Source organism: Bradyrhizobium sp. 142 (assembly GCF_023074015.1).
Lineage (GTDB): Bacteria > Pseudomonadota > Alphaproteobacteria > Rhizobiales > Xanthobacteraceae > Bradyrhizobium.
Genome location: NZ_JADPKQ010000471.1, coordinates 1 through 12,852 on the forward strand (window position 1 = coordinate 1; position 12,852 = coordinate 12,852).

General features: G+C 58.4%; 8 protein-coding genes and 2 pseudogenes. 3 read left to right on the top strand and 7 right to left on the bottom strand.

Annotated features, from left to right (window positions below):
* Positions 1-294: 294 nt before the first annotated feature.
* The 6 genes from IVA82_RS42705 to IVA82_RS42730 form a co-directional block, all read right to left on the bottom strand.
* On the bottom strand, positions 295-1,842 hold the full coding sequence (locus IVA82_RS42705) for an acetolactate synthase large subunit (RefSeq protein WP_247493894.1): 1,548 nt from the start codon (positions 1,840-1,842) through the stop codon (positions 295-297).
* Between the two features lie 187 nt (positions 1,843-2,029).
* Positions 2,030-3,121, bottom strand: a complete 1,092-nt coding sequence (locus IVA82_RS42710; protein ID WP_247493895.1) for an ABC transporter ATP-binding protein — start codon at positions 3,119-3,121, stop codon at positions 2,030-2,032.
* Positions 3,122-3,185: 64 nt separating this feature from the next.
* A complete protein-coding gene (locus IVA82_RS42715; protein WP_247493896.1) occupies positions 3,186-4,928 on the bottom strand; it encodes an ABC transporter permease subunit in 1,743 nt (580 codons plus the stop codon).
* Positions 4,925-5,326: a hypothetical protein gene (locus tag IVA82_RS42720; protein WP_247493897.1), complete on the bottom strand. Its 402-nt coding sequence runs from the start codon at positions 5,324-5,326 to the stop codon at positions 4,925-4,927. Before IVA82_RS42720 ends, IVA82_RS42715 begins: the two co-directional genes overlap by 4 nt.
* 496 nt (positions 5,327-5,822) lie before the next feature.
* Positions 5,823-7,220 carry an aminotransferase gene (locus IVA82_RS42725; protein WP_247493898.1) on the bottom strand — a complete coding sequence of 466 codons (1,398 nt, stop codon included), beginning with the start codon at positions 7,218-7,220 and terminating at the stop codon, positions 5,823-5,825.
* 10 nt (positions 7,221-7,230) lie between these two features.
* Positions 7,231-8,766 (bottom strand): NAD-dependent succinate-semialdehyde dehydrogenase, encoded by a 1,536-nt coding sequence (locus IVA82_RS42730; RefSeq protein WP_247493899.1) that lies wholly within the window; start codon positions 8,764-8,766, stop codon positions 7,231-7,233.
* A gap of 130 nt (positions 8,767-8,896) precedes the next feature.
* On the opposite strand from IVA82_RS42730, the gene IVA82_RS42735 reads away from it, so the two are divergent.
* Positions 8,897-9,373 (top strand): Lrp/AsnC family transcriptional regulator, encoded by a 477-nt coding sequence (locus tag IVA82_RS42735; protein ID WP_247493900.1) that lies wholly within the window; start codon positions 8,897-8,899, stop codon positions 9,371-9,373.
* Positions 9,374-9,864: 491 nt separating this feature from the next.
* A complete protein-coding gene (locus IVA82_RS42740; RefSeq protein ID WP_247493901.1) occupies positions 9,865-11,517 on the top strand; it encodes an MFS transporter in 1,653 nt (550 codons plus the stop codon).
* A gap of 237 nt (positions 11,518-11,754) precedes the next feature.
* Here the strand turns inward: IVA82_RS42740 and IVA82_RS42745 are convergent.
* Positions 11,755-11,990: pseudogene (locus IVA82_RS42745) on the bottom strand (alanine dehydrogenase); the annotation flags it as partial.
* Between the two features lie 727 nt (positions 11,991-12,717).
* Between IVA82_RS42745 and IVA82_RS42750 the strand changes: the two are divergent.
* Positions 12,718-12,852 (top strand): annotated as a pseudogene (locus IVA82_RS42750) (IS110 family transposase); the annotation flags it as partial.

Below are 12,852 nucleotides of genomic sequence, written 5' to 3' on the forward strand. Positions count from 1 at the left end.
GTGCCGCGTCGATCTTGCGTCTCGTCTTCGTCGTCATCATGCGCTCCGTCTATCAAACGGAGCAGCCCCTTCCAACTAAGCACGTGGTCCCAAAATCGGGGTCCATTTCAGATCATAGGCAACCGCACGCGCGCCACCGGATAGCGCCTTCGCGGGCGGACGGCCTTATGCCGGCGGGTTCCAGCCCGATTGGAGGAACCACCGATGAACGACGAGACGATGACTCTCTCACGAAGGAACTCGGTCGCCGAGCGACCGAGCCGACGTTCACCTCCACCAACCACCCTGACGAGCTCAGGCGATCAGCACTTCGACCAGATATGGGCCCGGCGTCGCAAGGCCGCGAGCCACTTCGATATTGAACTCTTCCATTGTGGTCACCTGAACGCCTGGCACACCCAGGCTCCTGGCCAAACCAACAAAACTAATGTCGGGCCGGCTTAGATCTAGCATATCCAGCGCCTTGCGCCCGACATTTCGCGCGCCGACCTTGGCCAGTTCATATCGCAGAGAATCGTACGATCTGTTGTTGAATATCACCGTAGTGATGTTCAGGCCTTCACGCGCTTGTGTCCAGAGAGATTGGATGGAGTACATCGAACTACCGTCAGCCTGGAGATCGAGTACCGGCCGGCTCGGGCAGGCAATCGCAGCACCCGTGGCCATTGGCATCCCAAGTCCAATCGAACCGCCCATATTCTGCAGGTACGCGTGCGGCTGCGAATTCCAACTAGCCGGAAAGAAGCCAGCTCCCGCCGAGATTGCTTCATCGACCACGATCGCATTTTCCGGAATCAGCGCAGCAAGTGACTGTGCGAGGGTGGCGCGGGCAATTGCTCCGGTCGCTAGCGAAGGCGGCGCCAGCTTCGCGGTCGGGCTCGGAACTGATTGAGCATCCAATTCATCGGCAAGTCTCTCAAGCGCATCCAATGCGTCTTCTTCATCACGTGCAAGCGTCAAAAAGTCCGTATCCTCGGAAGCCATCAAGCTTGGTTTGTCGGGATAGGCAAAAAAGGCGACCGGGATGCGGCTACCCACCAGAATGATATGCTTAAGTCCCGCAAGTGTCGCTCGCGCTTCGTCAATCGGATACGGAAGGCGATCGATCGGAACGCAACCAGCACCACGGTCGACGCGACCAACGAATGTTTGCGCCATAATTTTCGCACCAGTCTTGGCACATATCCGCCCCGCCAGATCAAGGGCGCGCTTCCGCAACGCGAGCCCTCCGAGCAACATCATTGACGGTTGTCCAGAGCGAAGTGCCTTGGCAATGTCCCTTATGCAATCCCGCGAAGCCCGCGCCCGCTTTGGTGGTTCGGGCACTGGAGCGGGGTCACCGGCTTCGTTCCAGGCGGTATCGGCCGGAAGAATAAGGGTTGCCACCTGACCCGGCGGGGTTCGCGCGGCCACGATCGCCGCGGCACCATCAGCCGCAACACTTCCCGCGTCAGGCGAGGTACGGACCCAGCTGGAGAAGGGCTTTGCTGCGCCCTCAATGTCGGACGTGAGCGGTGCATCATAGCTGCGGTGGTAGGTCGCGTGATCTCCCACGATATTGATTATCGGCGTGGACGCCTTTGCAGCGTTGTGCAGATTGGAGAGACCATTCGCCAAACCTGGCCCAAGGTGTAGCAGAGTGGCGGCTGGCTTTTCGGCCATTCGCGCATAACCGTCCGCAGCGCCAGTAGCTATCCCCTCAAAGAGCACAAGCACGCAACGCATTCCATCGACGCGGTCAAGAGCGGCCACAAAGTGCATCTCGGACGTGCCTGGATTTGCAAAGCAGGTGTCCACCCCGCCCGCAACTAGCGTACGAACCAAACTTTCGGCGCCGTTCATGGATAGATTCCTCGCGTTACTTGGATCGCAAACCGCCGCCGAAGCACATCGGTAGATCGTCTGGCAGCGCGATGAAAAAGCAGACGGCCGGCGAAAGCCCAGCGCTAGCGGTCATTCTCGACCGCGAGGCGGCCTCAGTGGATTTCATACCGGCACCACAGTTAGGCGCGGGGCCCAGTCAGGCAAGCTATTCCGTTAGAATCGTTGCGTCGCTGGCAATCCACGACGCGACGCAGGCGTCCCCGACCTCGGGCATGGTTCTGGCGGATTCGTTGAGCACCTTCGAGAGCAGCTGCAATCCCGATTCGCTGCGGAATTCGAATACGGTCGCGTCGCCAACGAACGTCATGCCGCTGATGCGCCCCTGAATTCCGCCGGATGAACCAATGGCGCTCGTCTGGAGACGCAGATGTTCGGGCCGCACGCACAACGTTGCATCCCTGTCGGCATCCTGCCACGGCGGAGCGGGCAGTTTTTTGTCCGCAGGACCGTGCACCATACCAGACCTCAGCTTGACGGGTATGAGATTGACCTCACCGACGAAACCCGCCACGAACAAGTCGGCCGGTCTGCGATAAATGTCCTTCGGCGAAGAGACCTGGCGGATTCGTCCCTCGTGCATCACCGCGACACGGTCGGACATGGCGAGCGCCTCATCCTGGTCGTGCGTGACGTAGATCATCGTCTTGCCGACCTCCTTGTGCAGGGTCTTGATCTCGTTCCTCAGATGCTCGCGCAGTTTCTTGTCCAGCGCGCCCAAGGGCTCATCAAGGAGAAGAACGGGCGGATCGAAAACCAGGGCGCGCGCTATCGCCACTCTCTGCTGCTGACCGCCGGACATTTGGTGGGGGTAGCGTGAAGCGAAGGCACCGAGATGCACCTGATCGAGGATGCGACGCACCCGCGTTTCGACCTCCACCTTTGCCATACGCCGCATCCGAAGCGGGTACGCAACGTTCTCGGCGACTGTCATGTGCGGGAACAGTGCATAGTTCTGGAAGATCACGCCGAGTTCACGACGGTGAGGCGGCAGGCGCGTGATGTCCTTGTCATCCAGCAGAACCTGACCGCTGTCCGGCATCTCGAAACCGGCGATCATCATTAGAGTTGTTGTCTTTCCCGATCCGCTCGGTCCCAGCAACGAGATGAACTCGCCGGGCGAGACGGAAAGGCTAACATCGTCAACAGCCATTGCGCTACCGTAACGCTTCTGCAGGTTATGCAGCGTAATGCCTCCGGTTTTCACATCAGTGCCGCTCACGGTCGCTTTCATCAACATTTCAGCTCCCTAGGAGTAAATTCGTCATTGGTCGTTGTTTAGACCTGCGTGGCCAATCAGGCCGTCAGGTATTTTTTTGCCGTCTCAGCAGGGTACCGACGACGATCACAATCGTCGCAAATAGCATCTGCAGCGTGGCTACCGCGGCAATAGTGGGACTGATATCCTGCCGGATTCCTTCCCACATGCGCATCGGCAAGGTCGTGATCTTTCCGATGCCAAGGAACAGCACGTAGACAACGTCGTCGAACGAGGCCAGGAAGGCAAAGAAGCTGGCGACGATGAGTGCCGGCATGACCAGCGGCGCAACGATCGTGCGGAAGGTCGCCCAAGACCCGGCGCCAAGGCTGCGGGCCGCTCGCTCATAGCTCGGGTTAAGGTCACGCAGATTGGCAACCACAATCACCACCACGTAGGGAATGGCGTGAACCGCGTGCCCGAGCGCCAGACCGAACTCCGTGCCCTGCAGCCCCAGCCGCGCCAGCAGGAAATAGGTCGCGATCGCGACGATGACCGTTGGCATGATGATCGGCGAGAGCACAAGGGCGACCATGGCTCCGCGACCGGGCATCCCACCGCGCGACAGGCCGAACGCGATCATGCTGCCAAAGGCAGCCGCCATGCCGGCGGCCATCAGCGCAATTCGGATGCTGGTGAGAGTTGCGCGCACCCACAGTGTATCGAAAATATAGGCTTCGTAGTTGCGCAGCGAGTAGCCTGGCAACGGGAAGACGAAGTAGGACGAAGCGCTGAACGATAAGTATGCGACGATCAGTACTGGCAGCAGCAGAAGCACGGCCAGAAAGCTTGCCAGGATCGGGACACTTCGCCCTCCCATCGAAGGGAGCCAGCGGTCGAGCGCATTTGCCGCCGAGCCGATACGCATCAACAATTGGGCACCCATTTGGCGGTGGGCGAGGCTCGAACCGGACTTGCCGTCGGAAAATCCCAGGAGCTGCTCAATGGGGAAGAAGCGCGAGCCGATCCACAATACACCCAGGACACTGACTAGAAGAACCATAGAAAGCGCAGCGCCGAAATTCCAATTGAGTTGCTCGAGGATCTGCGAGCTGATCGCCATCGTGATCATGACATCCGACAGCCCACCCATCAACGCAGGCGTGATGTAGAAGCCGAGACAATAGATGAAGACGAGCAGAACTCCTGCAATCAAGCCCGGCAGGCTGAGCGGCAGAAAGATCGTGAGAAAAGCGGAGAGTGGACTCGCTCCATTCGCCCTCGCAGCGCGCACAAGCTTCTGGTCGATGCTGGACATGACCGTGTACATCGGCAGGATCATCATCGGCATGACAATGTGGGTCATGCCGAGAATCACCCCAAATCGGTTGTAGAGCATTGTGACTGGTTGGGACACCCAGCCGAGCTCGAGCAGGAACTGGTTAACGACGCCATTGCGCCCGAGGAGGACAATCCAGGCGAAGGTCCGAGCCAGAGTACTCGTGAAATACGGCAGCACAACTGCGATGAGCAGGAAGGTGCGCAGTGCCACTCCGCTCGTCGTAAGGGCGTAGGCGATGGGATAGCTAAGCACGAACGCGAGCGCAGTCACCGTAACACTGATTTCCAGCGTGTTGCGTAACACGACCAGATAGACAGGGGTGTCGCCAATGCGCAGGAAATTCGCCAGCGTCCAGTTCGGCATCCCAAATGACAGCAACAGCAGCCCCGTGAGCGGCACAACAAAGAGCACCACGAGGAAGAGGCTTCCAGGCACCAGCAGCCAAGCCCATCGCGTGGGCCAAGGCCGTGAGGATGCCGCCCGACCGTTGATTGCTATGGAATTCATTGTGCCCGCCATGCCAGCCAGCGCTCCTGGAGATAATCTACATTGACCTCGTCGTCAGGGCGCTTAGCGTCGAGCCGAGCGCCATCCCAAGCGACCACCTGGGATGAATTCTCCTCAGTGATGCTGAGCAGCGGAACGAGATTGGTCGGCAAATGCTGGAGCCGATTCACACTCGGACCTGTAAGGTTTATGCCCGGTCCGACTCTCGCAGAGTTCCGGGCCCGATTCAGGAGTGCAACCAATTTTTGTGCAATCTCCCCATTGGCGGTAAGCTCTTCCTTCGCCCGGGCTGCGGTAGCCTTCGCAACGAACGGCGCGCCCAAAGGAGCCATTAACTCGAGAAACGAACGCTGGCCCGAGCCACGATGTAAGCGGCCAACGCAATCCTCTTTGATCATGGCACTCCTCCCCTAACCGACGCACCACTACATCGTTTGTCGGCACCATTTGCACCGTCTAGCGTCTCAATGATGCACAAAGACGGCAAAGAATGACCGGCTCCCGAAGAAAAGCTGCACGTAACAGCTCTCCTAACCACAATTCCACTATCGAGCTAGAGCGCCATGGCAGCCCCCCTAACTAAGCACCCTAACTTCACTCCACGCCCGCTCTCAAACCAAGATATCAGCGATGCCGCTGGCTGGCGGCAGCCGGTTTTTCAGGTGACGCCAGCATGCGGCAACGTCACGCAGACGACGCAACGATCGTCCACCGAGAAGCTCCGGTAAGCTCGACCATCATGATTCCCACGCTGCCTGTGTGGGCGAGCTATTTAGAGCTGCGGCGGAGCTTCCTTCGCGACGTCAGCCGCCTCTCCTTCCGGCTGCAACAAACCTGACGAAGATCAGCGAATTGAAGAGGCGGTCGATTTTAGATCGGAAACAGGAACCGGCTTCAAATTGCCGATTCTTTCGCAAGCTCGTCCATCACTTGCTTCGTCGCGCGATAGGCGATTTCAACGATCTCGTCTATCTCAGATTCGGAAACGACGAGGGGTGGAGCGAAACCTAGAATGTCTCCATGCGGCATTGCTCGCGCGATGAGTCCCCTGTCGCGCGCTGCCTTGGACACGCGGGCGCCCACCTTGAGCTGCGGATCGAAACGTCGTTTGGTTTGGCGATCGGCAACGAACTCAACGGCACCAAGCAGGCCCACTCCCCTTACCTCACCGACGATCTCAAGCTGGGCGAACCGCTCCTTCAGCCGCTTCATAAAATGCAAACCAACTGTCCTCGCGCGGTCGCGTAGTTGCTCCTTCTCGACAATATCGAGGACGGCGTTAGCAGCTGCGGCCGCAATCGGATGACCGGAATAGGTATATCCGTGAGAGAATGCGCCGACACGATCGGCTGCTTCTTCCATGACCGCGTAGACCCTCTCGCCGACGATTGCGGCCGAGAGTGGCATATAGCCGGACGTCAGCCCCTTTGCCACGGTCACCAAGTCAGGCTCCATGCCATATAGCGTGCTGCCAAAATCGGCTCCAGTTCGGCCGAACCCACAAATCACTTCATCGGCAATCAACAAAACGTCGTACCGCCTAAGCACGGCTTGAATTTCACGCCAGTAACCGTCAGGCGGCGGCGTGATCCCCCCTGTACCCAGCACCGGCTCGGCAATAAAGGCGCCGATCGTTTCCGGTCCCTCACGCACGATCATCTCTTCCAGTTCGGCTGCACGTCGACGAGAGAACGCTTCTTCCGTCTCACCTGGTTCGGCACCCCAGTAGTGGTGAGGCGCGCCTGTGTGCAAAATGCCTGGAAAGGGCAGGTCCATGTGATCATGGTAGAACGACATGCCGGTCATAGAACCGGAAATTACCGAACAACCATGGTAACCGCGATCGCGAGAGATAATCTTCTTCTTCTTCGGCTGACCGCGTAGATTGTTGTAGTACCAAACAAGCTTAGCTTGCGTTTCGTTGGCGTCCGATCCGGATAGCCCGTAAAAGACTTTGCTTGGCTTACCTGGCGCCATTCGCACGAGGCGATCCGATAGAATAGCCAGCTCATCAGTCGTGTGGGCGGCATATGTATGGTAGTAAGCCAACTTGTACGCTTGCCGTGCAATCGCCTCAGCCACCTCGGTCCGGCCATACCCAATGTTGACGCAGTAAAGACCGGCAAAGCCGTCAATGTAGCTATGGCCCTGCGCGTCTTCGATGCGGATACCCTTTCCTCCCGTGACGATAGTCGGATCACCAATTCTGCCAGTGGCAAAATCCTTAAGTTGGGTGAAAGGATGCAGAACAGTCGCGCGATCTTTTTCGGCGATCGTCTTGATATCGTTCATACCATTTCTCCTAAGCTACCAGATCGCCGAAGCAGACGTATTTCAATTCCATGAATTCCTGAATGCCATGTCGCGAACCTTCGCGACCGAGCCCGGATTGCTTCCAACCTCCAAACGGAATTGGAGGCCCAGTGAATGAGGCCGTATTGATGCCGACCATCCCGTATTCGATGTTCTCAGAAAGTCGTAGCGCCCGACGCAAGCTGTCTGTGTAGATATAGGCCGCCAAGCCCATTTCACTTGAATTGGCCCGCGCCAGAACCTCCTCTTCGGAATTGAACGGAAGTACCGCGGCGATGGGACCGAACGTCTCCTCGCTTGAAATGAGCATGTCGTCGGTGACATCGCTCAGCAGCGCTGGAACGACAAAGTTAGGCCCGAAGACTTGGTCTTGCTTCGCAGAAATAACCCGTGCCCCTTTTGCCGCCGCATCCTTAATCTGAGCCCTGCACTTTTCGGCCACTGACGACTTCGTCATCGGCCCGATATCAGTCGCAGCCTCCAGGCCATGGCCAACCTTGAGCGGAGCGATCGCCGCAGCAAATTTCTCGACGAAGGCACCATAAATGCCCCTCTGCACGTAGATGCGATTGGCCGCCAGGCAGTCCTGCCCCGACGTGGCAAACTTCGCGGCCATCGCACCGTTGACAGCTTTATCGAGATCGACATCATCAAAGACAATGAAGGGGGCATGTCCCCCGAGCTCGAGAGAGACCTTTTTTACTGTCTGCGCGGCTCCCTCAAGTAGCAAACGCCCGACTTCTGTGGACCCGGTGAACGAAAGGGCTCGCACCCGAGCATCCCGCAACAGCGGCTTTGAGAGTTCGATCGGGTTGCCCACGAGCACCTGAAACACGCCACGTGGAACTCCAGCCTCTTCAGCCAACCTCGCGAGGGCAAGAGCCGAGAGCGGCGTCTCGGGCGCAGGCTTCACGATGACCGGGCAGCCAGCCGCCATAGCGGCGCCGGCCTTTCGCGTAATCATAGCGACAGGAAAATTCCAAGGAGTGATGGCCGCTGCAACACCAACGGGCTGCATTCTGACCTGAAGCAGACTTCCAGGCTTATGGCTTGGGATCGTCTCGCCATAGGCGCGCTCCCCCTCTGCGGCAAACCACTGGAGAAACCCGGCACCATATCCAATTTCGAACCTTGCTTCCGCAAGCGGCTTGCCCTGCTCGCTCGTTATGAGGACCGCAAGCTCCTCCGTATGGGCGAGCATTAGTGAGGCCCAAGTCCTGAGAATTGCACCCCGCCTCTCTGGCAGCAGCTCTCGCCATTGAGCAAATGATCGCTGCGCCGCGTCGATCGCAAGATTCATGTCTGCGGCGCCGCAACGAGCAACTTCAGCGAAGACTTCGCCAGTTGCCGGATCGATGACAACATCTCTTTGGTTGCCCTCGATCCAGCGACCATCGATCAGAGCAGCCCCCGCGATAAAATCTCGACGGAGCAAATTGTCGATATGCCTTTTAGCCAGCCCGACCAGAGGTGGACTTTTAGGTCGGGCAGCTTGCAACACCATTTCGAAGTCCTTGGCGGTCATCTTGTTGAAATTCTGCTGCCAATCAGGATACTAATGTCAGAGACAGATTTGCGTCGCATTTCACCGTCGTTTGGACGGTTTCCTGCAGGACCTCGCCGTTTGGCAGTGGAATTCAACGGAGCCCCGACTTATGCAATATGACCGAACTGACGCCCGTATCCTGGAGATCGTGCAGAAGAACAATCGCCTGACATCTGAGATCATCGGCGAACTTGCTGGACTTTCTGCAACTGCGTGCCAAAGACGTTTGAAGAGGCTCCGCTCCGACGGCATCATCGAGGCGGACGTGTCGATTGTTTCGGCAAAGGCGGTGGGAAGGCCGATTCAGATGCTCGTGCTGGTAAGCCTCGAGCGTGAGCGCGCAGATATCATCGACAGATTCAAGAAGGCGATCAGGTCGTCAGCTGAGGTCGTTAACGGATTCTACGTCACTGGGGACGCGGACTTCCTACTGTATATTACGGCGCGGACGATGGAAGACTATGAGCAGTTCACCCGGCGATTCTTCTACGAGAATCCAGACATCAAGGGCTTCAAAACAATGGTGGTCATGGATCGCGTAAAGGCTGGTTTTGCGATTCCCGTAGAGGCTCCCGACGGAGATTGAAGTTAGTCTCTTTGCAATCGTTGTTGCGAGGCTTCTCGCTTTTTTTCATCGTCCATCCGGGCATATCGCGAGAAACGATCACCAGCGCTCTTGTAGTATCTCGTGATGTTAACGCGCGCTAAGCTAGAGCATCATGGCTGTTCCCACAGCCGGAATGGGGGCCAAGTGAAGCGACGTCGCGAAGATCTGAGAGTAAATGCAACTGCCGATATGGCTGTGGTGTCCAAATCGGACCGTTGCTGGACCAATGCTTCGGGCCGTTGCTGGCGCAATGCTAAAGAGCTGCCTGAGCACTCGACGAAGTTATTCCGAGATCTGGATATTATGCTGACAGGCCCTGATAGCGGGAGCAATTTCGCAACGGAAACGGGCACGCAACGCGAATTTCAGATTTGTGAGGGCGGGCCAGAACCGCTCGTCCAATCTGGCTTCAGCGCTGCCCGACAAATACTGACCTCGGTCAGGTCGTGGCGCACGGTCAGCGGATCCAAATGACGGAACCTTCCGATCTGCAGACTTCCAGCGTCGACGATGTGACGGCGCCGCTGCGCTATCCCACCTTCCGCCGGATCTGGCTTGCGAGCCTCCTGTCGAACCTCGGTATACTTATCCAAGGCGTCGGCGCAGCTTGGGCGATGACAGAGATGACATCGTCGGCCGATAAAGTTGCGCTGGTGCAGACGGCCTTGTTGCTGCCTGTCATGTTGATCGCTGTGCCCGCCGGCGCCATCGCCGACATGTATGACCGCCGGATTGTGACGCTCGTTGCGCTCTCGATCGCGCTCTGCGGCGCGACAGCGTTGACTGCGCTCGATTGGTCGGGGCTTACCACGCCGGATCTGCTGCTGGTGCTTTGTTTTGTGGTCGGCGGCGGCATGGCATTGATGGGGCCGGCCTGGAGCTCCTCGGTTAGCGAGCAGGTTCCGCCAAAGACGCTGCCGGCGGCGATTGCCCTCAATGGCATTAGCTACAACATCGCGCGTAGTTTTGGCCCCGCGGTCGGAGGAATTGTTGTTGCGACCGCAGGTGCGGGCGCGGCCTTTGCGATCAACGCATTCCTCTATCTACCACTGCTAGTGGCGCTGTTCCTCTGGAAGCGCTTCGCGGAGCCGTCGCGGCTGCCGCGCGAACACCTGAGCCGCGCCATGGTCTCGGGCGTGCGCTACATCGCCAATTCGCCTTCGATCAAGGTTGTGGTAGCTCGGACCATGATCACCGGCATTGTCGGCAGCGCGCTCCAAGCGCTAATGCCCCTGGTCGCTCGCGACCTGTTGCACGGGGGCGCTCAGACTTACGGCGTCATGCTAGGTGCGTTCGGGTTGGGCGCGGTCGTAGGGGCTCTCAACATCAGCAAAATGCGCAGGCGTGTGAGTGGCGAGGCTGCGGTTCGTGCCTGCACACTATCCATGAGCGGCGCAATCGCGGCGGTGGCGCTCAGTCACAATTCGGTGTTGACAGCCGCAGCTCTCGTTTTGGCGGGCGCCGTATGGACCATCGTGTGGACGCTGTTCAACATTGGCGTGCAGCTTTCCGCGCCGCGCTGGGTTGCGGGCCGATCCGTTGCAGCCTGGCAGGCTGCGTTCTCTGGAGGGCTCGCACTTGGCAGTTGGGGCTGGGGTCGCCTCACCGATGCCGTCGGTGTGGACATCACGCTGCTCGCCTCTGCCGGACTGATGCTGCTCTTGCCGCTGCTGGGGCTCTGGCTGCGCATGCCGGCCCTCACCGAACGCGGGGAGGACGCAGAAACGCTTGCCGATCCTAAGGTGCGGCTCCCACTGACATACCGGAGCGGCCCGCTGGTGGTTGAGCTCGAATATCGCGTGGCCTCGGAAAATGCGCGAGCCTTCCACAACGTCATGCAGGATGTGCAGCTCTATCGGCAACGCAACGGCGCCTATGGTTGGTCGATTGCGCGTGATATCGCCGACCCCGAGCTGTGGACCGAGCGCTATCACTGCCCGACATGGCTGGATTATTTGCGCCAACGCAACCGCTGGACACGGTCGGAGCGCGCATTAGATGAGAAGGCCATGGCTTTCCATATCGGGCCTGAGCCCATCCGTATCCGTCGTATGCTGGAGCGCCCGTTTGGATCGGTACGCTGGAAGGATGATGTGCCCGACCGCGCCGCGAGTGAGCTCTAACTGCTGGCTGGAAGCGCGGCGCAGGCACTAGCAGTCGTCCCTTCCATCGCACCCGCATTGAAAAAGCCAAAGGCGTATTGACGCCCTTGCGCTTCGCGAGCTCCCGCTACCCCTTCGCTGTCAAAAGTTGCGTAGAGGACTTCCACCTCCAAGCTGTGGCTGATACTCGGCACAAAAGGGCCACTCTGATGAGTGGCCCAAGTCTGCGAGAAAACGTCCGGTAGGGGACCTCTTCAATCAGGCCGCAGCCTGTTCGATCGGCGAGAAGGGAAGACCAAGACTCTCGGCGACAGCCTTATAGGTTAGCCGGCCCCGAAGACATTCAGGCCGCCGCGCAGATGCGGATCTTCGAGCACAGCTGCAAATCCTTTACTTGCGAGAGCCAAACCAAAGGGCAGCGTAGCGTTGTTGAGTGCCTGGCTCGAGGTAAGCGGCACAGCTCCGGGCATGTTTGCAACGCAATAATGGATAACACTGGTTTGACGATGTCGCAACAGACGCCTGGCGGGTTGCTTTCATTGGGTCGCTGGACGGCTAAGGCGTAATGATGAGTAGATTGATCTATGCCCTTCCATAGCAAAGCGCAGCCTTTGGGATGCGCTGCACTTTTCCGCCTGAGATAAACGCCACGCCTACGCGCCGCGACTAGAGATCGTGTGCACTCTTACAGCAACGCGATCCCTTGGCTGGCGGCGTAGGTTGACCGCTGCCCTCCGAAGGAAAAGGTCACGAACACGACGGCGAAAGCGGACCCGCAGGCCAGCGCTCTCACGCAACGTCATCGCACAAAATCGTAGCTTGGCGCACGAAATCGTAGTTTTGGTGCCCAGGGGCGGACTGGAGCCGACATCACAAAACTACAGCAATAACAGAGACTTATCGCAGAAACGGATAGCCATCTTGTACCACTTAACTGTGCTTCTGTCGACCGACTTTGGGAGCTTACGACCGCACAACAAGCTATCCAGCGGAGGGCGCAACTTAGCTTGCCCATCGCACAATTCCCATATGACAGGGCTCGGTTTGCTGAGATGAACCGTGTTGCAAGAAATCCTGGGCAGCTCATATCCGACTGACATGGGTAACCTATGCCAAATTTTCCGTGAATCGGCCGGAGGTCAGCTAATGGGATGGTCCGGCCGTGCTCCGGCCCTGCCAGCACGACAAGCTGGCAAGGGGCGCCCAAGACAGGAGCACGCCATGTCTCAGAAACTCAGCTCAGCGATCGCCGTGATAGGCATCGATATCGGCAAGAACTCGTTCCACATCGTGGGCCACGATCAGCGCGGCGCAATCGTGCTGCGGCAGAAGTGGTCACGCGGCCAGGTAGAAGCA

Coding starts and splice junctions, on each gene's coding strand:
- IVA82_RS42705 (WP_247493894.1), bottom strand. CDS start 1,842: ATGAACGGCGCCGAAAGTTTGGTTCGTACGCTAGTTGCGGGCGGGGTG.
- IVA82_RS42710 (WP_247493895.1), bottom strand. CDS start 3,121: ATGTTGATGAAAGCGACCGTGAGCGGCACTGATGTGAAAACCGGAGGC.
- IVA82_RS42715 (WP_247493896.1), bottom strand. CDS start 4,928: ATGAATTCCATAGCAATCAACGGTCGGGCGGCATCCTCACGGCCTTGG.
- IVA82_RS42720 (WP_247493897.1), bottom strand. CDS start 5,326: ATGATCAAAGAGGATTGCGTTGGCCGCTTACATCGTGGCTCGGGCCAG.
- IVA82_RS42725 (WP_247493898.1), bottom strand. CDS start 7,220: ATGAACGATATCAAGACGATCGCCGAAAAAGATCGCGCGACTGTTCTG.
- IVA82_RS42730 (WP_247493899.1), bottom strand. CDS start 8,766: ATGACCGCCAAGGACTTCGAAATGGTGTTGCAAGCTGCCCGACCTAAA.
- IVA82_RS42735 (WP_247493900.1), top strand. CDS start 8,897: ATGCAATATGACCGAACTGACGCCCGTATCCTGGAGATCGTGCAGAAG.
- IVA82_RS42740 (WP_247493901.1), top strand. CDS start 9,865: ATGACGGAACCTTCCGATCTGCAGACTTCCAGCGTCGACGATGTGACG.